The 18,193-nt window shown below is 70.7% G+C and carries 20 protein-coding genes; 9 read left to right on the top strand and 11 right to left on the bottom strand.

The window, feature by feature from the left end; all coding sequences use genetic code 11:
- Window positions 1-24: 24 nt before the first annotated feature.
- Window positions 25-516 carry a transcription elongation factor GreA gene (gene greA, locus B7W94_RS11780; protein ID WP_025103938.1) on the bottom strand — a complete coding sequence of 164 codons (492 nt, stop codon included), beginning with the start codon at window positions 514-516 and terminating at the stop codon, window positions 25-27.
- A 97-nt stretch (window positions 517-613) separates the two neighbouring features.
- Entirely contained in the window at window positions 614-1,000 is a 387-nt protein-coding gene (locus tag B7W94_RS11775) for a DUF4307 domain-containing protein (RefSeq protein ID WP_085606662.1), read from the bottom strand.
- Window positions 1,001-1,068: 68 nt separating this feature from the next.
- Here B7W94_RS11775 and B7W94_RS11770 point away from each other — a divergent pair, with 68 nt between their 5' ends.
- Complete coding sequence (locus tag B7W94_RS11770) at window positions 1,069-1,356, top strand: hypothetical protein (RefSeq protein ID WP_085606660.1); 288 nt, start codon at window positions 1,069-1,071, stop codon at window positions 1,354-1,356.
- A gap of 7 nt (window positions 1,357-1,363) precedes the next feature.
- On the opposite strand, the gene trhA is transcribed toward B7W94_RS11770, so the two are convergent.
- Entirely contained in the window at window positions 1,364-2,095 is a 732-nt protein-coding gene (gene trhA, locus B7W94_RS11765) for a PAQR family membrane homeostasis protein TrhA (RefSeq protein WP_085606658.1), read from the bottom strand.
- 96 nt (window positions 2,096-2,191) lie between these two features.
- On the opposite strand from trhA, the gene B7W94_RS11760 reads away from it, so the two are divergent.
- The 3 genes from B7W94_RS11760 to B7W94_RS11750 all read left to right on the top strand — a co-directional run bounded on the left by B7W94_RS11760 (window position 2,192) and on the right by B7W94_RS11750 (window position 5,676).
- Window positions 2,192-2,971: an isoprenyl transferase gene (locus B7W94_RS11760; RefSeq protein ID WP_025103942.1), complete on the top strand. Its 780-nt coding sequence runs from the start codon at window positions 2,192-2,194 to the stop codon at window positions 2,969-2,971.
- A 33-nt stretch (window positions 2,972-3,004) separates the two neighbouring features.
- Window positions 3,005-4,135: an aminotransferase class V-fold PLP-dependent enzyme gene (locus tag B7W94_RS11755; protein WP_025103943.1), complete on the top strand. Its 1,131-nt coding sequence runs from the start codon at window positions 3,005-3,007 to the stop codon at window positions 4,133-4,135.
- Between the two features lie 158 nt (window positions 4,136-4,293).
- Window positions 4,294-5,676 (top strand): PhoH family protein, encoded by a 1,383-nt coding sequence (locus tag B7W94_RS11750; protein ID WP_025103944.1) that lies wholly within the window; start codon window positions 4,294-4,296, stop codon window positions 5,674-5,676.
- Between the two features lie 378 nt (window positions 5,677-6,054).
- On the opposite strand, the gene B7W94_RS11745 is transcribed toward B7W94_RS11750, so the two are convergent.
- The 6 genes from B7W94_RS11745 to xseA all read right to left on the bottom strand — a co-directional run bounded on the left by B7W94_RS11745 (window position 6,055) and on the right by xseA (window position 11,459).
- Window positions 6,055-6,891 (bottom strand): type IV toxin-antitoxin system AbiEi family antitoxin domain-containing protein, encoded by an 837-nt coding sequence (locus B7W94_RS11745; protein ID WP_025103945.1) that lies wholly within the window; start codon window positions 6,889-6,891, stop codon window positions 6,055-6,057.
- 317 nt (window positions 6,892-7,208) lie between these two features.
- The gene (locus B7W94_RS11740) at window positions 7,209-8,603 is read right to left on the bottom strand and encodes a class II fumarate hydratase (protein ID WP_085606656.1); all 1,395 of its coding nucleotides are present in this window, start codon (window positions 8,601-8,603) and stop codon (window positions 7,209-7,211) included.
- The gene (locus B7W94_RS11735) at window positions 8,600-9,274 is read right to left on the bottom strand and encodes a carbonic anhydrase (protein ID WP_025103947.1); all 675 of its coding nucleotides are present in this window, start codon (window positions 9,272-9,274) and stop codon (window positions 8,600-8,602) included. Before B7W94_RS11735 ends, B7W94_RS11740 begins: the two co-directional genes overlap by 4 nt.
- The gene (locus tag B7W94_RS11730; protein ID WP_085606654.1) at window positions 9,271-9,915 is read right to left on the bottom strand and encodes a DUF4245 family protein; all 645 of its coding nucleotides are present in this window, start codon (window positions 9,913-9,915) and stop codon (window positions 9,271-9,273) included. The genes B7W94_RS11735 and B7W94_RS11730 overlap by 4 nt, the downstream gene beginning before the upstream one ends.
- On the bottom strand, window positions 9,912-10,145 hold the full coding sequence (locus B7W94_RS11725; protein ID WP_060922691.1) for an exodeoxyribonuclease VII small subunit: 234 nt from the start codon (window positions 10,143-10,145) through the stop codon (window positions 9,912-9,914). The genes B7W94_RS11730 and B7W94_RS11725 overlap by 4 nt, the downstream gene beginning before the upstream one ends.
- Before the next feature lie 36 nt (window positions 10,146-10,181).
- Window positions 10,182-11,459, bottom strand: coding sequence for an exodeoxyribonuclease VII large subunit (gene xseA, locus B7W94_RS11720; protein WP_062766407.1), 1,278 nt, complete (start codon window positions 11,457-11,459; stop codon window positions 10,182-10,184).
- 100 nt (window positions 11,460-11,559) lie between these two features.
- Between xseA and B7W94_RS11715 the strand changes: the two genes are divergently transcribed.
- The 3 genes from B7W94_RS11715 to B7W94_RS11705 all read left to right on the top strand — a co-directional run bounded on the left by B7W94_RS11715 (window position 11,560) and on the right by B7W94_RS11705 (window position 14,154).
- Window positions 11,560-12,606, top strand: a complete 1,047-nt coding sequence (locus B7W94_RS11715) for a 4-hydroxy-3-methylbut-2-enyl diphosphate reductase (RefSeq protein ID WP_164498174.1) — start codon at window positions 11,560-11,562, stop codon at window positions 12,604-12,606.
- Window positions 12,607-12,608: 2 nt separating this feature from the next.
- Window positions 12,609-13,400, top strand: coding sequence for an IclR family transcriptional regulator (locus B7W94_RS11710; protein ID WP_085606652.1), 792 nt, complete (start codon window positions 12,609-12,611; stop codon window positions 13,398-13,400).
- 232 nt (window positions 13,401-13,632) lie between these two features.
- Window positions 13,633-14,154, top strand: coding sequence for a DUF6264 family protein (locus B7W94_RS11705; RefSeq protein ID WP_025103953.1), 522 nt, complete (start codon window positions 13,633-13,635; stop codon window positions 14,152-14,154).
- Between the two features lie 64 nt (window positions 14,155-14,218).
- On the opposite strand, the gene fbaA is transcribed toward B7W94_RS11705, so the two are convergent.
- On the bottom strand, window positions 14,219-15,247 hold the full coding sequence (gene fbaA, locus B7W94_RS11700; RefSeq protein ID WP_025103954.1) for a class II fructose-bisphosphate aldolase: 1,029 nt from the start codon (window positions 15,245-15,247) through the stop codon (window positions 14,219-14,221).
- A gap of 187 nt (window positions 15,248-15,434) precedes the next feature.
- Here fbaA and glpX point away from each other — a divergent pair, with 187 nt between their 5' ends.
- Window positions 15,435-16,421, top strand: a complete 987-nt coding sequence (glpX, locus tag B7W94_RS11695; protein WP_025103955.1) for a class II fructose-bisphosphatase — start codon at window positions 15,435-15,437, stop codon at window positions 16,419-16,421.
- A 172-nt stretch (window positions 16,422-16,593) separates the two neighbouring features.
- On the top strand, window positions 16,594-16,881 hold the full coding sequence (locus B7W94_RS11690; protein WP_085606650.1) for a hypothetical protein: 288 nt from the start codon (window positions 16,594-16,596) through the stop codon (window positions 16,879-16,881).
- 36 nt (window positions 16,882-16,917) lie between these two features.
- On the opposite strand, the gene rmuC is transcribed toward B7W94_RS11690, so the two are convergent.
- Window positions 16,918-18,186, bottom strand: a complete 1,269-nt coding sequence (gene rmuC / locus B7W94_RS11685; RefSeq protein WP_085606647.1) for a DNA recombination protein RmuC — start codon at window positions 18,184-18,186, stop codon at window positions 16,918-16,920.
- Window positions 18,187-18,193: the final 7 nt, after the last annotated feature.

Below are 18,193 nucleotides of genomic sequence, written 5' to 3'. Positions count from 1 at the left end.
GAGGGGGCGTCTCGTGAGGGGGCGTCAGCCCGTGTAGGTCTCCACCTTCACGATCTCGACGCTGATCGAGCGGCCGTTCGGCGCCTCGTACGACGAGGACTCGCCGACCTTGAGGCCGAGGATCGCCTGGCCCAGCGGGCTGGCCTCGCTGTAGACGTCGAGGTCGCTGCCGGCGGCGGCGATCTCGCGGCTGCCGAGGAGGAAGACCTCCTCGCCGCCCGCGACGATCGCGGTCACGACGGTGCCCGGCTCGACGATGCCCCGGCTGGCAGGGGCCTCGCCGACCTTGGCGGTCTTCAGCAGCGCCTCCAGGGTGCGGATGCGCGCCTCCTGCTTGCCCTGCTCGTCCTTCGCCGCGTGGTAGCCGCCGTTCTCCTTGAGGTCGCCCTCCTCGCGGGCCGCCTCGATGCGCTTGGCGATCTCGTCGCGACCGACGGTGGAGAGGTGTTCCAGCTCGGCGACGAGCCGGTCGTAGGCTTCCTGCGTGAGGAAGGGGACCTGAGCATCGGTGGACATGACGAAGCTCCTTCTATCGGGATCCCGCCGAGATGCCGCGGGGGATATGCCAAGACGCCCCGGCACGGTGCCGGGGCGTCGTCTGTCTGGCATCAGTCTAGGCGACCCAGCAGGTGTTCACCAAACCTGTCGTGGCCTCCGCGACGGTCGGGATGCGCTCCGCACGGGTGAGCGCATGGGCGTCTCCCGCCGGGATCTCCACGATCTTCCAGCCCACGACGCCGAACTCCTCGTCGAGGGCCTCGAGCACGCACACGACGTCCTTGCCCTGGACGCCGGTCACCTGGAAGCGCACGTCGACGGCGTGCTCGTCCACGAGCTCGAAGCCCAGATCATCGGCGTCGACCGAGCTCAGCGACTGGCCGACGATGGACCACGCGAGGGCCGCGAGGAGGAGGAGCGCGACGGCCCCGGCGAGGAACCACGGCCACGGGCGGCGGCGGGTGCGGCCATAGCGTTCGTCGAGCTGGAGGGCGGTCGTCACAGGTGGGGTCTTCCGGTCGTTAGGCTGGTGATACCAGGTTATGCGACCTGCGTACGAAAGGCCGATTCATGCGCTTCCTCTCCGAGACCCCGATGCCGACACCGTCGATGACGGTGGCCCCGGAGTCGGTCACGCCGGGCTTCGCGGGCTTCGCGGTGATCGTCATCGTGCTCGTCGCCGTGATCCTGCTGATCTGGGACATGAACCGCCGGATCCGCCGCGTGCGGTACCGGGAAGAGGTCCGCGAGGAGCTCGACGCGGAAGAGGCCGCCCGCGCCGCCGAGAACGCCGCGGACGACGGCCGCACCGCACCGGACGCACCGGCCGCGCCCGACGAGGAGCCGCGCGAGCGCTGACCCCCGCTCAGGGCGCGCCGAGCGACGGCGAGAGCGGGTGCAGGGCGATCAGCAGGCACGCGGTCCAGTGGCACAGGAAGGCCAGGACCGTGCACACGTGGAAGATCTCGTGGAAGCCGAAGTGGCCAGGCCACGGGTTCGGCTTCTTCAGCGCGTAGACGATGGCGCCGCCCGTGTAGAGCAGACCGCCGACGATCACGAGCACCATCATGGCGACGTTGGCCTGGAGCAGGTCGACGATGTACATCACCGCGGCCCAGCCGAGCAGCAGATACAGCGCGACGTAGAGCCAGCGCGGCGCATGGATCCAGAACACGCGGAAGAGGATGCCGAGCAGGGCCCCGCCCCAGACCAGGGTCAGCAGCAGGACGCCCTTGGCCGGCGGCAGCGCCAGGGTCGCGAGCGGGGTGTACGTGCCGGCGATGAGCAGCAGGATGTTGGCGTGGTCGATCCGCTTGAGGATGCCCTTCACCCGGGGCCGCCAGTGGAAACGGTGGTACAGGGCGGAGTTCCCGAACAGCAGCAGCGAGGTGGCCATGAAGACCACCGCCGCCCACTTGGCCGCCGCTCCTTGGGACAGGGTGACGAGGACGATGCCTGCGGCGATCGCGACGGGGAACGTGCCGGCGTGGATCCACCCGCGCCAGGTCGGTTTGATCTCGGTCGCCGCGTCGGCGGCGGCCGCTTCGAGCAGCGGCAGCTTCGGGAGGTCGGCGCCGGTCTGGTCGGAAGTGCTCACGTGCTCACTCTAGGCGGGAGCGCATGCCCGTCTCCGTACATGTCCCCAGGTTCTGCACCGGCGCGGACGGGCGGGGCAGGGTAGCGTAGGTGGGTGATGTCACGCGAGAGCCCGGGACGGGGACCGCTGTACCGGCTGTACACCAGCCGGCTGCGTCGCCACCTCGATCCGGCCTCGGTTCCGCACCACGTCGCCATGATGATCGACGGCAACCGCCGGTGGGCGCGCCAGCTCGGATTCGATACCCCGGCCGAAGGGCACCGTGCAGGCGCCGCCAAGATGCAGGAGTTCCTCGGCTGGTGCGACGAACTCGGTGTGCGTGTGGTCTCGCTCTACCTCCTCTCCAGCGACAACCTCCGCAAACGGGACTCGGCCGAGCTCGCCGACCTCATCGAGATCATCGCGGAGCTAGCCGAGGCGCTGTCCCAGAAGGGCAACTGGCGGGTCAAGCACGTCGGCCGCTCCGACATCCTCCCCGCGGAGCTGGCGCGCGTGCTCGCCGATGCGGAGGAGCGCACGAAGGACCACACCGGCCTGCACGTGAACCTCGCGGTCGGGTACGGCGGCCGGAACGAGATCGTCGACGCGGTGCGCAGCATCATCACCACACACGAGGCGTCGGGCGGGACGCTGGAGGACCTCGCGGCGCAGCTCACTCCGGAGATGATCGGGGAGCACCTCTACACGGGCGGCCAGCCCGATCCGGACCTCGTGATCCGCACGAGCGGCGAGCAGCGGCTGAGCGACTTCCTGCTGTGGCAGAGCGCGCACAGCGAGTTCTACTTCGTCGAGGCGCTCGGGCCCGATCTGCGACAGGTCGACTTCCTCCGCGCGATCCGCGACTACGCCGACCGCGACCGCCGCTTCGGTCGCTGATCCGGGAGCCGCGGGGCGTGGCACAATGACGCAGTGAGCGCTTTCGACGACTACCTGAGCACGTTCGACGCGGAGCCCGGCTATCTGAACTGGGCAGCATTCGGCCCCGTGTCGCCCTCCGTCCGTGCCGAGGTCTTCGCCGACGCGGACCTCCTCGGGAACGGCCGGCCGTCGTCGCTGGCGCTCGTGGGGGAGCGGATCGGACAGGCGCAGGAGGTCGTCGCCGAGCTCCTCGGGGCCGAGGCCGCGGAGGTCACGCTGCAGCCGTCGTCGACGCACGGCCTCATGCACGCGCTCTACGGGGTCTCCGGCGCGGTCGTCGCGAGCACGGCGGAGTTCCCGAGCGTGAGCCTCACCCTGGAGCGCGCGGCGGCCGCGTCACAGCACGCGGTCACGCCCCGCTGGATCTCGCCCGACGACGGACGCGTCACCCCCGACGACATCGCCGCCGTCCTCGACGACGATGTCGTGGCCCTGGCCGTCAGCCACGTCGACTTCCGCACCGGGTACCGGGTCGACCTCGCCGCGCTGCGGGACGTCCTCGGCCCGGACCGCCTCCTCATCGTCGACGCCGTGCAGTCCTTCGGCGTGATCGACGCCGACTACAGCGTCGCGGACGTCGTCGTCGGGCACGGCTACAAGTGGCTGCGCGCGGGCCGGGGCACCGGGTTCGCCTGGTTCTCGCCGCGGGCGCGTGAACGGATCGTGCCCGTGCTCTCCGGCATCACGGGGACGGCGGCGACCGGGCTGGTCGTCGACGAGCGCCCGGCCCCGGCACCGGACGCGCGGGCCTACACGATCAGCATGCCGGACACGCTCGCCGCCGGCCGGCTCGCGATCGGCGCTCGGGACGTCAGGGACGCCGGGGTCGCGGCGATCGAGGAGCGGCTGTCCGCGCAGGTGGACGCGGTCATCGCCACGGCCGACCACCACGGGATCGCCGTCGTCTCCCCACGCGAGCGCACCGAACGCGCCGGGATCGTCGCACTCGCACCGGAGGAACCGGCGCGGCTCGCCGCGGCTCTCGCCAACGCCGGTCTCGTCGTCACCGCTCGGGGCGGATCCATCCGCATCGCGCCGCACGCCGGAACCGACGCCGAGACCCTCGGCCTGCTCGACGAAGCGCTCGGGGCCTTCGGCAGGGAATCGTTCATCGTCCCGTAACGAATCGCTGGCGTGTCGAGGCCGGGAAAGACCCTCGGGCGGCCGTACCTTCAAGGCATCGGGCAAGGCGCCCGGTCGGGTCGGCCTCAGGTTCGCGACTCGTGACCCCCTGGTCGACTCGTTCGAATAGCCGGGAATCCCCGGGTCGGGAGTGGGTCGTGACCACACGTACAGCGCAGCAGTCCACCAGCACCGCGCAGCAGTCCACCCGTCAGACGCCGAGTCAGGCCGCGGCCGCAGAACCCGCTCAGGATCTGCGCACCTACGTCCTCGACACCTCGGTCCTGCTGAGCGATCCGCAGGCGCTCTTCCGGTTCGCGGAGCATTCCGTGGTGCTCCCGGTCGTCGTCATCACCGAGCTCGAGGGCAAGCGGCACGACCCGGAGATCGGGTACTTCGCCCGCCAGGCGCTGCGGCACCTCGACGATCTCCGCGTCGAGCACGGCCGCCTCGACTTCCCGGTGGAGGTCGGCGAGGGGGGCACGCTCCGCGTCGAGCTGGGCAACGCCGACCTCTCGGTCCTCCCGGCCGGCATCCGCCTCAGCGACAACGACAGCCGCATCCTCTCCGTCGCGATGCACCTCGCGCAGGACGGCCAGGACGTGACCATCGTCTCGAAGGACCTGCCGATGCGGGTGAAGGCCGCGTCCCTCGGGCTGCGTGCCGAGGAGTACCTCGCGGAGCAGGCCGTGGACTCGGGCTGGACCGGCATCGCCGCCCTCGATCTCTCCGGCGACGACATCAGCGACCTCTACGAGAGCGAGGTCGGGCTCAGCGAGGACGTGCACGGGCTTCCCGTCAACACGGGCCTCATCATCCACTCCGAGCGCGGGTCCGCCCTGGGTCGGGTCACCGGTGACGGCGAGTTCCGGCTCGTCCGCGGTGACCGGGACATCTTCGGCATGCACGGGCGCTCCGCGGAGCAGCGCATCGCGATCGACCTGCTCCTCGACCCCGAGGTGGGCATCGTGTCCCTGGGCGGGCGCGCGGGTACCGGCAAGTCGGCGCTCGCACTGTGCGCGGGGCTGGAGGCCGTGCTGGAGCGCCAGCAGCAGAAGAAGATCATCGTCTTCCGCCCGCTGTTCGCCGTGGGCGGCCAGGAGCTCGGGTACCTGCCGGGCGACCAGGGCGAGAAGATGAACCCCTGGGGTCAGGCGGTGTACGACACCCTCGGCTCCGTGGTCTCGGGGAACGTCATCGACGAGGTGGTCGAGCGCGGGCTCCTGGAGGTGATGCCCCTCACCCACATCCGGGGACGGTCCCTGCACGACGCGTTCGTGATCGTGGACGAGGCGCAGTCCCTGGAGCGGAACGTGCTGCTCACGGTGCTCAGCCGCATGGGCCAGAACTCGCGCGTGATCCTCACCCACGACGTCGGGCAGCGCGACAACCTCCGCGTCGGCCGGCACGACGGTATCGCGAGCGTCATCGAGACCCTCAAGGGACACGGTCTCTTCGGCCACGTCACCCTGACCCGCTCGGAGCGCTCCGCCATCGCCGCCCTCGTCACCGACCTCCTGGAGGGCGGCGAACTCAGCTGACCCGAGCCGTCGGGCGGGCTCTGCACGGCCCGGGCCGATCCCGTCCCGCCCGCACGGCCTCGTCCCAGCTGTGGGCCCCACTGGCCTCTCCGATCGTGCATCCGTGTCGGGCTCGTGCATCCGGAGATCCAGACGTCGCGTCCCACGAGCGGGTGGGTACACGGTCCCGTCGGATACACGATCTCCCGGATGCACGATCCGACGACAGTGGTGGGCCGATCAGGGGTGTTCCGCCGTGCAGGCGTATCCAGCTCGTGCATCCGTGCCGCGGCCCCTCGGACGTCGGTAGCGACACCTGCACGATCCTGCACCGTCGGCCGGCCGCTGCGGCCCGAGGGGTCGTGCGGATGGAACGGGGTCGTGCGGGCGGAGCCGTGGTCAGAGGCGGTCGTGCGCTCGACGCAGGGCACCCTCGATCGCGGCCTGGACCGTCGGCCAGTCGTGCACGACCTGGGCGTAGTCGAAGCGCAGCGTCTCGTACCCGAGTCGCGAGGCGGCGGCGTCGCGGGCGAGGTCGCGGTGGCGCATCGCCGGGGCACCGTGGTGCTCGCGGCCGTCGACCTCGATGATGAGTCGACCGTCGACAACGAAGTCGACGCGGCCGACACCGGAGATCGTGACCTGCGTCGTGAGCTGTACGCCGAGGATGTGGAGACGGAGGCGCAGGAGAGATTCCAGGCCGCTGTCCGCGTCGGAACGGGCGAAGTCCACGAGCCAACGCGCGGACCGAGGCAGCGCGGCGCGGATCCGGGCCCGTGCGGCCCGCCCGATCAGTCCCTGCCGCCAGGCTGACTCGAAGGACACGAAGAAGGCCTCGTCACCCTCGCACACGTGCAGATGCCGAAGCGCATCCTCGACAGACACGATGCCGAACCGGGTGCGTCCCTCGAAATGATGCGGGATGCACCGGCACTCGATGTGCGGGTGCGCGCGGCCGTTGCGACCGAGCCAGACGTGCGGCGCATCGCTCTCCGACAGCACCCAGACTCCGTGGGCACGGAGCGCGGTGCCGCAGCTGATGGCCCCTCCGTGGGCAGCCGCCGTCAGCACCGTCGCGTCGAGGTCGTGACTGGCGAAGATTCCCGGCCGGACCCGATGGATCCGGCCGGCGCGCACCGCGCGGGACAAGGCGGAGCGGGAGATTCCGAAGGCCCCGAGGTCGCGGCCGCGGGCGATGCCTCCGAGACGGTGAAGGGTCGAGACGGGATCGAGCATTCGCCGATTCTGCGTCCTCCGGTGTCTCGGCGGGGCCCGAAGGGCGTCATGGGGACGAGTCGGGGTGTCCGGGGATCCGTGGAGGAAAAGTCACCTGCACGATCCGGAGCCGCGGGTAGTCCTGATCCGGGGATGCCGTCGTGCATACGGAACGTGGTCGTGCATCCGGGGCAGGAACTGAGACGGACGGAGACGGGAACCGAGACGGACGGAGACGGACGGAGACGGACGGAGAACGGGATCGGAGACGGGATGGGGCCGGAGACGACGGATGCCGCGAGGACCGAGGTCCTCGCGGCATCCGTGTCCGGTGTGGATCAGCCCGGGTGGGTCATCGACAGGAGGTCGAGCTTCTCGTCCAGCTGCTCCAGCGTGAGCTCACCGCGCTCGACGTAGCCGAGGTCGATCACGGCGTCGCGCACCGTGATGCCCTTGGCGACGGAGTGCTTGGCGATCTTCGCGGCGGCCTCGTAGCCGATCAGCTTGTTCAGCGGCGTCACGATCGACGGGCTCATGCCCGCGAAGGCGGCGGCGCGGTCGAGGTTCGCCTGCAGGCCGTCGATGGTCTTGTCGGCGAGCACCCGGGAGGCGTTCGACAGCAGACGGGTCGACTCGAGCAGCGCGGTGCCCATGACCGGGATGGCGACGTTCAGCTCGAACGAACCGGAGGCGCCGGCCCAGGCGACCGTGGCGTCGTTGCCGATGACGCGCGCGCACACCATGAGCACGGCCTCGGGAACGACGGGGTTCACCTTGCCCGGCATGATCGAGGATCCCGGCTGCAGGTCGGGGATGTGCAGCTCGCCGAGACCGGTGTTCGGGCCGGAGCCCATCCAGCGCAGGTCGTTGTTGATCTTCGTGAGCGACACGGCGATGGTGCGGAGCGCACCGGAGGCCTCGACGAGACCGTCGCGGTTCGCCTGCGCCTCGAAGTGGTCCTTCGCCTCGGTGATCGGCAGCTCGGTCTCGGCCGCGAGCAGCTCGATGACCTTCTGCGGGAAGCCGAGCGGCGTGTTGATGCCGGTGCCGACGGCCGTGCCGCCCAGAGGCACCTCGGCCACGCGGGGGAGCGCCGACTGCACGCGCTCGATGCCCAGGCGGATCTGGCGGGCGTAGCCGCCGAACTCCTGGCCGAGCGTGACGGGCGTCGCGTCCATGAGGTGCGTGCGGCCGGACTTGACCGCGTCCTTCCAGAGCTCCGCCTTGGCCTCGAGCGCGACGGCGAGGTGGTCGAGCGCCGGGATCAGGGTGTCGATGAGTGCCTGGGTGACCGCGATGTGCACCGAGGTGGGGAACACGTCGTTCGACGACTGCGAGGCGTTCACGTGGTCGTTGGGGTGCACGGTCGAGCCGAGGATGCGGCTCGCGAGCGTCGCCAGGACCTCGTTCATGTTCATGTTCGACGAGGTGCCGGAGCCGGTCTGGTACGTGTCGACCGGGAACTCGCCGTCGTGGCTGCCCGCGGCGACCTGGTCGGCGGCCTGGGCGATCGCGTCGGCGATGGCGCCGTCGAGCGTGCCGAGCTCCTTGTTCGCCAGCGCGGCCGCCTTCTTGATGCGCGCGAGTGCGGCGATCTGCGTCGACTCCAGGCCCTTGCCGGAGATCGGGAAGTTCTCCACGGCGCGCTGCGTCTGCGCCCCGTAGAGCGCGTTCACGGGCACTCGCACCTCACCCATGGTGTCGTGTTCGATGCGGTACTCGGTGTCGGTCATTCCGAACCCTCCTTGGTTGCGGGGTCGATCCCCTCGGCTTCGATGCCGACCGTGATGACGGGCGCTGCCTCACCCTCGGCCAGACGATAGTTGGCGCCGACGATGCCGAGACGGCCTTCGGCGACGGCGTTGCTGATGATCTCGGACGACTGCAGCAGGTCGTTGACGGTGTTGCGCAGGTGCTCGCGTCCGACGAGTTCCGCATCGATGTCGGCCACCGTGCCGCCGCCGCTTTCCGCGAGGACCTTGCGGGCGGCAGGGACGATCGGCGCGATGAGCTTCCAGATGTGCGGGGGGAGCGGGTCCGCGTCGATGGCCGTGCCGTCGATGGCGGCGCGCACCGCACCGCAGGAGTCGTGTGCGAGGACCACGATGAGCGGCACCTCGAGGACGGCGACCGCATACTCCAGGCTCGCCACGATCGACTCCCCGATCACCTGCCCGGCGTTGCGCACGACGAAGAGGTCGCCGAGGCCGAGGTCGAAGATGATCTCGGCGGCCAGGCGGGAGTCCGAGCAGCCGAACAGCGTCGCGACGGGGTGCTGGGCCGCGGTGAGGTCCTTGCGGCGGTCGACGTTCTGGTTCGGGTGCTGGGGCTCGTCGCGGACGAAGCGACGGTTGCCGTCCTGCATCTGCTTCCAGGCGGCGGCGGGGGTCAGCGGGTGGGTCATCGGGCCTCCGAGACGGTGCGGATCTGGGGGATGAGCGACTCCGCGAGCTCGGCGGTGGAGTCGGCCGAGCGGGAGCCGTAGAGAAGCACGTAGTCGTCGCCGGCCTGGGTGCCGAGGGCATAGGTGACGTTCGCCTCCGCGCCGGCGGACCCGGGCCGATAGACGTCCCACTCCCGGTCGCCGATGCGGACGGTGTCGGTCGGGGCGACACCGCTCAGGCGCTGCGGGGCCCACGAGGCGTCGGCGTCGAAGGCCTGGGCGAGCTTGATGAACCCGCGCTCGTCCTGGGCCGCGGGGGCGAGGGTGACCTCCCAGACGACGGGGGCTCCGCTCTGGAGCTCAGCGGCGTTCACCCGCCAGAAGTCGTCCGTCTCGGGGACGATCGCCGGGCTGCCCATGGACGACTCGACGTCCGCGGCGATGGCGGCGACGTCGATCGGCTTCGCCGCGACCGGCTCGCCCCGGGGGACGAGCGCGATGATGACGACGACGACCGTGAGGGTCACCACGAGCGCGGCGACGAGGTTGCGGACGGTCTGGCTCGACCGGTAGGCCTTGCTCGACGCGGCCTTGCGTGCGGCGGTCTCGTCGGGCGTCTCCGGTCGACCGAGGTCGGCGTTGATCGCGGGACCCTTGCTCATGACGCGTCGCTCTCGTCGGTGGTGGCGGTGCGCGCGGCTTCGAGGCGACGCTTCGCGCCGAGCAGCCACTCCTCGCAGCGGGCGGCCAGGGCCTCGCCGCGCTCCCAGAGCGCGAGTGAGTGCTCGAGGGTGGGCGCCCCCTGTTCGAGCTCGGCGACGACCCGGACGAGCTCGTCACGGGCCGCCTCGAACGACAGCGTGTCCACAGGGGTGTCGTTCACGGCGCTCACTCCTCCATCCTACGTCGTGCCCCGGACACCGCCCGCTCAGGCGCCTTCCGCGATCTCGCCCTCCGAGCGCACCGCGAGCGACCCTCGGTCCACCGTGAGGGTGAGCGCGCTGCCCGCAGGCGCATCGGCCGCATCGCGGAGGATGACGCCGCCCTCCAGATGCGCGATCGCGTAACCGCGGGCCAGAGTGGCGGCGGGGGAGAGGGCGCGCAGCGAGGCGCGCAGTTCACCGGTCCGCCGACCGGCGTCGTCGAGCTGCCGGGTGACCGCGTCGCGACCGCGAGCGAGAAGCAGGAAGGTCTCCTGCGCACGGCTGTCGATGATCGGATCGGGCGAGCGCAGCACCGGCCGGGACCGCAGCTGCTCGAGCTGGGCGATGTCGTGCGTGAGGCGCTGCGTGAGGCGGGTGGTGGCCCGGGACCGCAGCTGCGCGATGAGTGCGCGTTGCTCCCCGACGTCGGGGACGACGCGCTTGGCGGCATCGGTCGGCGTCGAGGCGCGGAGATCGGCGACGTCGTCGAGGAGGGGGTGGTCGTTCTCATGGCCGATGGCGCTGACCACCGGTGTGGAGGCGGCGGCCACGGCTCGGACGAGGCGTTCGTCGCTGAAGCCGAGGAGGGTCTGCGGGTCGCCGCCGCCGCGCGCGATGATGATGACGTCGACCTCGGGGTCGGCGTCCAGACGGGCGAGAGCCGCCAGCGTGTCCGGCACGCAGCGATCGCCCTGCACCGCGGCGTACGCGGTCTTGAACCGCACCTGCGGCCAGCGCAGCTCGGCGTTGCGGTGCACGTCCTTCTCGGCGTCGGAGCGCTCGCCGGTGATGAGTCCGATGACATGGGGGAGGAACGGCAGGCGCTTCTTGCGTGCGGGATCGAAGAGGCCCTCCTGGCGGAGCTGCACCCGCAGCCGCTCCAGGCGCTCGAGCTGGTCGCCGAGCCCGACGTGCTTCATGGCCGAGACCGCGAAGCTGAAGTCCCCGGAGCGGACGAAGTAGTCGGCCTTCACGGCGGCGACCACGTGATCGCCCACGCCCAGGTCGGCGGGGATGCGGCCGCGCACGCTCGACCAGACGCGGATGGAGATCTGCGCGTCGGACCGGGTGTCCTTGAGGCGGGCGAAGACGTTTCCGGCGCGCACGTTCCAGGACGTGATCTCGCCCTCGACCCACACCGTGTTCCATCGCGCCACGAAGTCGCGGATGGTGGCGTTCAGTCGGGCGACCGACGTCGGTGCCTGGGCCGTGGAGTCGCGCGGGGCGACGGCATCCGCCGGCGGGGTCTCGCCCGGTCCCGTCGTCGCTTCGAAGACTGTCATCTGCTCCCGTTCCTGCCCGCGCACTCACCGGCCCCGCCCAGCCGCACGACGGTAGAATCGAGGGGTGACTTCGACTGCCGTTCATCTTCCCGCTCCTCGCATCCCACGAGTGCGCGCCGCGGCCGGGCGGCTTCAGGATAACCCGGTGCCCGGACACAAGCGCGTCCTGCTCGCCGCCCCGCGCGGCTACTGTGCAGGCGTGGACCGCGCCGTGGTCGCTGTGGAGAAGGCGCTCGAGCGCTACGGCGCCCCGGTCTACGTCCGCAAGCAGATCGTGCACAACATCCACGTCGTGACGGAGCTCGAGGCCAAGGGGGCCATCTTCGTCGAGGAGGTCGACGAGGTGCCCGAGGGCGCGCACGTCGTCTTCAGCGCGCACGGCGTCTCCCCGGCTGTCGTCAACGCTGCGTCCGACCGTGGCCTGCACGCGATCGACGCCACCTGCCCGCTCGTCACCAAGGTCCACCGCGAGGCCGTGCGCTTCGCGCGGGACGACTTCGAGATCCTGCTCATCGGCCACGACGGGCACGAGGAGGTCGAGGGCACGGCCGGAGAGGCACCGGATCACGTCACCGTCGTGAACTCCCCGGAGGAGGCCGACACCGTGCAGGTGAAGGACCCCTCGAAGGTGGTGTGGCTGTCGCAGACGACGCTCTCCGTGGACGAGACCATGGAGACGGTGAACCGGCTCCGCACCCGGTTCCCCGAGCTGCACAACCCGCCGTCCGACGACATCTGCTACGCCACGCAGAACCGGCAGGTCGCCATCAAGAAGGTCGCCCAGGGTGCTGATCTGGTGATCGTCGTGGGGTCCGCCAACTCCTCCAACAGCGTGCGACTCGTCGAGGTCGCGCTGGAGTACGGAGCCAAGGCCGCCTACCGCGTGGACTACGCCGAGGAGATCCGCCAGGAGTGGCTCGACGGCGTGGAGACGGTGGGCGTCACCAGTGGCGCGTCGGTCCCCGAGGTGCTCGTGCGCGAGGTGCTCGACGCGATCGGCGATGCCGGGTATCGCGACGTGGAAGAGGTCAAGACGGCGGAGGAGGACCTCATGTTCTCCCTGCCGAAGGAGCTCCGTCAGGACGCCACGGGCCAGCGCGACGCGCGCGCCCTCGGCGGCCGCGCCTCCGCAGGAGGGGGTGCGTAGCGGTGAACGCCGCGGAGGCGGAGCCGACCCTCATCGGGTCCGTGCAACGCGCGCTCCGCCTGGTCGACATCGTCGCGAACTCCCCGCGCCCCCTGCCGGCGAAGATGCTCTCGTCGATCACGGGCTTGACGCCGGGTACCACCTACAACCTCGTGCGCACGCTCGTGCACGAGGGGTACCTGAGCGCGGAGCCCGACGGCCTCGTGCTGGGGAACCGGTTCCCGTCCTTCCAGCAGCAGATCGGCTCCCGAGGCGTGTTCCTCGCCCGCGTGCGCGCCGCCTTGCGCGCGGTGACCGAGGACGTCGGCGCCACGGCCTACCTGTCGCGGTACGCGGATGGGGAGATCCACCTCGTCGACATCGTGGACGCCGTGCGGAACCCTCGGATCGAGCTGTGGGTCGGGCTGCACGCCAGCGCGCACGCGACCGCCCTCGGGAAGCAGATCCTCGCCGCCCTCTCGGAAGAGGATCGGCTGGACTACCTCGCCCGCCATCAGCTCGAGGAGCTCACGCCGCGGACGATCAGCGACCGGACAGCGCTCCTCACCCAGCTCGAGCAGACCCCGGGGTGGGCGATCGATCGCGAGGAGTACGCGATCGGCGCGACCTGTGTCGCGGTCCCGGTCATCGCCCCAGGTGTGACGGCATCGCTGGCCGTCTCCCTCCCGGCCGATCAGGCCGTGGTCAACCGGCGGCTCGTCTCGAACCTGCAACGTGCCGCCCGTCGGCTGTCGGTGCAGCTCGGGGCCGATGCGCTCGACACCGACGGGCCGGACGCCGAGTTCACCATCTGAATTCGTGACCCTGGTGCCCGCCACGTCGCTTATCTATGATCGAAGGCGTAGTGGCTGACAACGCGCTACTGATCGCCCATGGCGTCCCCAGCGCCGGCGACCGAACGGGATGAGGAGCGTCCCCAGCGCTCTCCGTCCGCGGCCCCGAGAAGTCCCCACTTCTCCGGGGCCGCTATCGGTTGGCCCCCTTTTCCTGAACGGGCGGCTGAGCGCCGGCCGATACCATGGCGGGATGACCGACCAGCGCCCCCGCTACGGGGAACTCGCCACGCCCGAGGAGCAGCGGAGGGCCGCGGGGCTGCCGCCCGTGGCAGAGGTGGTCGCCCCGTCGGCTCCCGTCTCGGACCCCGCGCCCGCGGCTCCTGCTCCGGCGCGCCCCTCCTCGGTGGACCGCTTCGCGACGATCGCGCTGCTCGCCTACGGCCTCGTGAACGTCGTCGTCACCGGCCTGTCCTACCTCGACATCGTCCCGGTGATGAATCAGACCATGGGGATGCTGGGCATCGAGGGGGAGTTCACCAACTACGCCGCGGGCCGCACGTGGGGCACGATCGCGGCCGTCGTGCTGGCGGTCGGCTGGTGCGTCACGGCGGCCCTGTCGATCCGTCGCCTGCGTCGTGGCCGCCTCACCTGGTGGGTCCCGCTCGTCGGAGCCGTCATCACGCTGGGCATCGCCTCGTTCTGCCTCGTCGTGCCGATGATGGGCGACCCGGCCTTCATCGCCTACCTCGACCAGGCGACCGGGGTGCGTTGACCCCGTGCAGACAGACGAAAGGGGCCCGGCATGATGCCGGGCCCCTTTCCTGTGTCTGCGGGTGTCAGCTCTTCGACTGGCCGTACGAGCCCAGCTGGCGGGTGGACTCGACCACGCGGGCGGCCATGGCCGACTCGGCGATCTTGCCCCAGGCGCGCGGGTCGTACTGCTTCTTGTTGCCGACCTCGCCGTCGACCTTCAGCACGCCGTCGTAGTTCTTGAACATGTAGTCGGCGATCGCACGGGTGTACGCGTACTGCGTGTCCGTGTCGATGTTCATCTTGATGACGCCGTTGGCGACCGCGAGGGCGATCTCCTCATCGGTCGAGCCGGAGCCGCCGTGGAAGACGAGGTCGAGCGGCTTCTCGCCGGTGTTGTACTTCGCGGCGACCTCGGCCTGGATCTCGCCGAGCAGCTCCGGGCGCAGCTTCACGCCGCCCGGCTTGTACACGCCGTGGACGTTGCCGAAGGTGAGCGCGGCGATGTAGCGGCCCTGCTCGCCGAGGCCCAGCGCCTGGACGGCCTGGTCCACGTCGGCGAACGTCGTGTAGAGCGCCTCGTTCGAGCCCTCGTGCTGCACGCCGTCCTCCTCGCCGCCGACGACGCCGATCTCGACCTCGAGGATGGCGTTGATGGCCTTCATGCGGGGGAGCAGCTCCTTGGCGATCTCGATGTTCTCCGCGAGCGGCACGGCCGAGCCGTCCCACATGTGGGACTGGAAGATCGGGTTGCGGCCGGCCTTGACCTCTTCCTCCGAGGCGGCGATGAGCGGCTCGACGAAGCCCGCGAGAGCGTCCTTCGGGCAGTGGTCGGTGTGCAGGGCGACGGTGACCGGGTAGTTCTTGGCGACCTCGGTGGCGTAGCGGGCGAAGGCGAGGGCGCCGGTCGCGCGGGCCTTGACCGTGTGGCCGGCGAAGTAGTCGGCGCCACCGGTGGTGACCTGGATGATGCCGTCGGAGCCGGCCTCGGTCAGGCCCTGGAGGACGGCGTTGATCGTCTGCGAGCTGGAGACGTTGAACGCGGGGTACGCGAAGCCGCCTGCCTTCGCGCGGTCGAGCATGTCGGCGTACTGATCCGGGGTGGCGACGGGCATGAGAACTCCTGCGGTAGGTGAAGCCGGGACAGCTGCCACTCTATCGGGGCGGGTGTCCGGCTCCGGCAGGAGGAGTCGCGCGTCGGTGGGCGCCGTCCTTCGGTGGTGTTAAGAACCGCGATTTCTTCCTCGCGCACCGGCGGAAAACGAGCCGATCGATCCCCTGCTCGCGGATAGGCTGGGGCTCATGGTGAGTCTGACTGCCGACCTGAGCCCGCTGCGTCCCGACCGTAACCTCGCGATGGAGTTGGTGCGCGCGACCGAGGCGGCGGCGATCCGTGCCGTTCCGTTCATCGGTCGCGGTGCGAAGGAGGCTGCCGACGGCGCCGCCGTCGACGCCATGCGGGCGTTCCTCGGGACGGTCGACTTCCAGGGCCGCGTGGTGATCGGCGAGGGCGAGAAGGACAACGCCCCGATGCTGTTCAACGGCGAGGTCGTCGGCACAGGACGCGGCCCGCTGTGCGACATCGCGGTCGACCCGATCGACGGCACGTCGCTGACCGCGGCCGGCCGGCAGAACGCGCTCTCGGTGATCGCCGTGTCCGACCGCGACACGATGCTCGACGCCTCCAGTGTCTTCTACATGGACAAGCTCGTGACCGGGCCCGCCGGTGTCGGCGTCGTCGACATCCGCCTGCCCATCGGCGAGAACATCCGCAAGCTCGCCGGCGCGCTGGACAAGCCGGTCGACGAGATCGTCGTCTCGGTGCTCAACCGCCCGCGGCACGAGCAGCTCATCCAGGAGATCCGCGACGCCGGTGCCGGTACACGTCTCATGAGCGACGGCGACGTCGCCGGTGGCATCAACGCCGCCCGCCACGACGCCCGTACCGACATGTGCGTCGGCATCGGCGGCAGCCCCGAGGGCATCGTCACCGCGTGTGCGATCAAGGCCCTCGGCGGCCACATCCAGGGACGGCTCTGGCCGCGCGATGACGACGAGCGCCAGCGCGGTATCGACGCGGGGCTCGACATGGACAAGGTCTACGAGGCGGACGACCTCGTGCAGGGGAACAACACGATCTTCGTCGCGACCGGTGTCACGGACGGCCAGCTCGTGGCCGGGGTCCGGCGGGAGCGCGGTTACGTGTACACCGAGAGCGTGGTCCTGCGCGGAGCCTCCGGCACCCTGCGCCGCATCGCGTCGGAGCACCTCGTCTCGAAGTGGCTGTGACGGCTCTCCCGCGAGCCTGACCTTTAGTGAGGTCTCCAGCCATCGTTACCGACCCGGTATCGCCTCCTGCACGGGTCGGGCCCGGTTCGGCGAGCCGCCGTGTCACAATTGTCACTGGGTTTGTCGCCGTCGACGGAGCCGCCAGGCACCGCAGGCACAGGAGGGCGAACGCATGACAACGCAGCACACGACCGGCTCGAAGAGCGCCGCGCCGACGAAGATCATCACCACGAACACCGGACGCATCCTCCGGGTGAGTGCCGATGCCGAAGCGGCCTCCGTGGCCCCGCCGGCACCCGTCGCTCAGCCAGCCGTCGATCCGGCTCGCCGCGCAGACGTGCTGTTCCGCGTCCGTCGCGCCGAGGGGCACGAGGTCAGCGCCTGGTGGATGATCGGTGCCTTCCTCGCGACGAGCGGCCTCGTCATCCTGCTGCTCAGCGGCGTGCCCGGCGTCGCCTGACGCTCCCGCGGTCGGAGGATCCGGTCGCTCCCGTCGTCACTGCTCCCGGTCGTGGAGCGCGGCGGCGTGGTCGAGACGCGCGCGCACCTCGCCGACGTCGGCCTGCATCGCATCGGCGGCCTCTTCGGCCTCGGTCGGGGCCAGGAGCTCCGGAGCGGTGAAGCGCCGCCCGTCCGCGGTGATCGGCGACGCCGGTGCCAGGGCCTCCGCATCGACGCCGGGGAACTGCCGGGCGGTCACGAGCACCCTGGACTCCAGGGATCCTGCGAAGCGGTTGTAGCTGTCGACCGTGCGCTCGATCGCCCGGCGCAGGTCGTCGGCGTGACCCGCGAGCGTGCCGAGGCGCTCGTACAGCTGCGTGCCGAGCGCGAGCAGACTCCGGGCCTCGGTGGACACCTCCTGCTGGGTCCAGGTGTGGGCGACCGTCTTGAGGACCGCCCAGAGGTTGACGGGGGAGGCGAGGGCCACGCGGCGGCTGAACGCGTAGTCGAGCAGCGTCGGATCCTCGTCGATGGCCGCCGCCAGCAGCGACTCGCTCGGCAGGAAGCAGATGACGAACTCGGGGCTCGCGTCGAGGCCCGACCAGTAGGCCTTCTTGGCGAGGGCGTCGACGTGGGCGCGGACGGCGCGGACGTGCTTCTGCATGTGGGCGCGACGCTGGGGTTCGTGGGCGTCGCCGAGGGGGAGCGCCGAGGCCTCGAGGTAGGCGTCGAGGGGAACCTTCGCGTCGACGGCGATCGACGTGCCCCCCGGGAGGCGGACGACCATGTCGGGGCGCCCCTGGCCGCGGTCGGAGGTGATCGTCGCCTGGAGGTCGAAGTCGACGTGTCTGGTCAGCCCCGCCGCCTCGACGACGCGCCGCAGCTGGGTCTCGCCCCAGACGCCGCGCGTGGACGTGGAGCGCAGCGCACCCGCCAGTGACTCGGTCGTCGCGCGGAGCGCCTCATCCGACTCCTGGGCACGCCGGAGCTGCTCGGCGAGCGTGCCGAACTGTGCCTGCCGCTCGCTCTCGATCGCGGCGACCTTGGACTGCATCTGCTGGAGACTCTCGCGGACCGGCGCCAGAGCCTGCAGCACGGCGTTCTGCTGCTGGACGCGCTGAGCCTCCGCCCGCTGCTCGGAGCGGGCGTGCTCGACTGCGTCCCGATAGAGGTCGTACTGGCGATCGCGGTCGTCTCGCGCGGCCGCGAGCTCCGCCTGCGTGCGTGCGATGTCGGCGGCGCTGCGACCGGCTCGCAGGAACCACCCGAGAGCGACGCCCGCGGCGAGGGCCACGAGCAGGAGAACGATCGACAGGGCATCCATGGCTCCA

This window comes from Microbacterium sp. LEMMJ01 (genome assembly GCF_002114135.1).
In the GTDB taxonomy this organism is placed as follows: Bacteria; Actinomycetota; Actinomycetes; order Actinomycetales; family Microbacteriaceae; genus Microbacterium.
Note: the sequence above shows the minus strand (reverse complement) of the source record. Positions and strands in the feature narration are given on the sequence as shown.

Coding starts and splice junctions, on each gene's coding strand:
- greA (WP_025103938.1), bottom strand. CDS start 516: ATGTCCACCGATGCTCAGGTCCCCTTCCTCACGCAGGAAGCCTACGAC.
- B7W94_RS11770 (WP_085606660.1), top strand. CDS start 1,069: ATGCGCTTCCTCTCCGAGACCCCGATGCCGACACCGTCGATGACGGTG.
- B7W94_RS11760 (WP_025103942.1), top strand. CDS start 2,192: ATGTCACGCGAGAGCCCGGGACGGGGACCGCTGTACCGGCTGTACACC.
- B7W94_RS11745 (WP_025103945.1), bottom strand. CDS start 6,891: ATGCTCGATCCCGTCTCGACCCTTCACCGTCTCGGAGGCATCGCCCGC.
- B7W94_RS11740 (WP_085606656.1), bottom strand. CDS start 8,603: ATGACCGACACCGAGTACCGCATCGAACACGACACCATGGGTGAGGTG.
- B7W94_RS11735 (WP_025103947.1), bottom strand. CDS start 9,274: ATGACCCACCCGCTGACCCCCGCCGCCGCCTGGAAGCAGATGCAGGAC.
- B7W94_RS11730 (WP_085606654.1), bottom strand. CDS start 9,915: ATGAGCAAGGGTCCCGCGATCAACGCCGACCTCGGTCGACCGGAGACG.
- xseA (WP_062766407.1), bottom strand. CDS start 11,459: ATGACAGTCTTCGAAGCGACGACGGGACCGGGCGAGACCCCGCCGGCG.
- B7W94_RS11705 (WP_025103953.1), top strand. CDS start 13,633: ATGACCGACCAGCGCCCCCGCTACGGGGAACTCGCCACGCCCGAGGAG.
- fbaA (WP_025103954.1), bottom strand. CDS start 15,247: ATGCCCGTCGCCACCCCGGATCAGTACGCCGACATGCTCGACCGCGCG.
- glpX (WP_025103955.1), top strand. CDS start 15,435: ATGGTGAGTCTGACTGCCGACCTGAGCCCGCTGCGTCCCGACCGTAAC.
- B7W94_RS11690 (WP_085606650.1), top strand. CDS start 16,594: ATGACAACGCAGCACACGACCGGCTCGAAGAGCGCCGCGCCGACGAAG.
- rmuC (WP_085606647.1), bottom strand. CDS start 18,186: ATGGATGCCCTGTCGATCGTTCTCCTGCTCGTGGCCCTCGCCGCGGGC.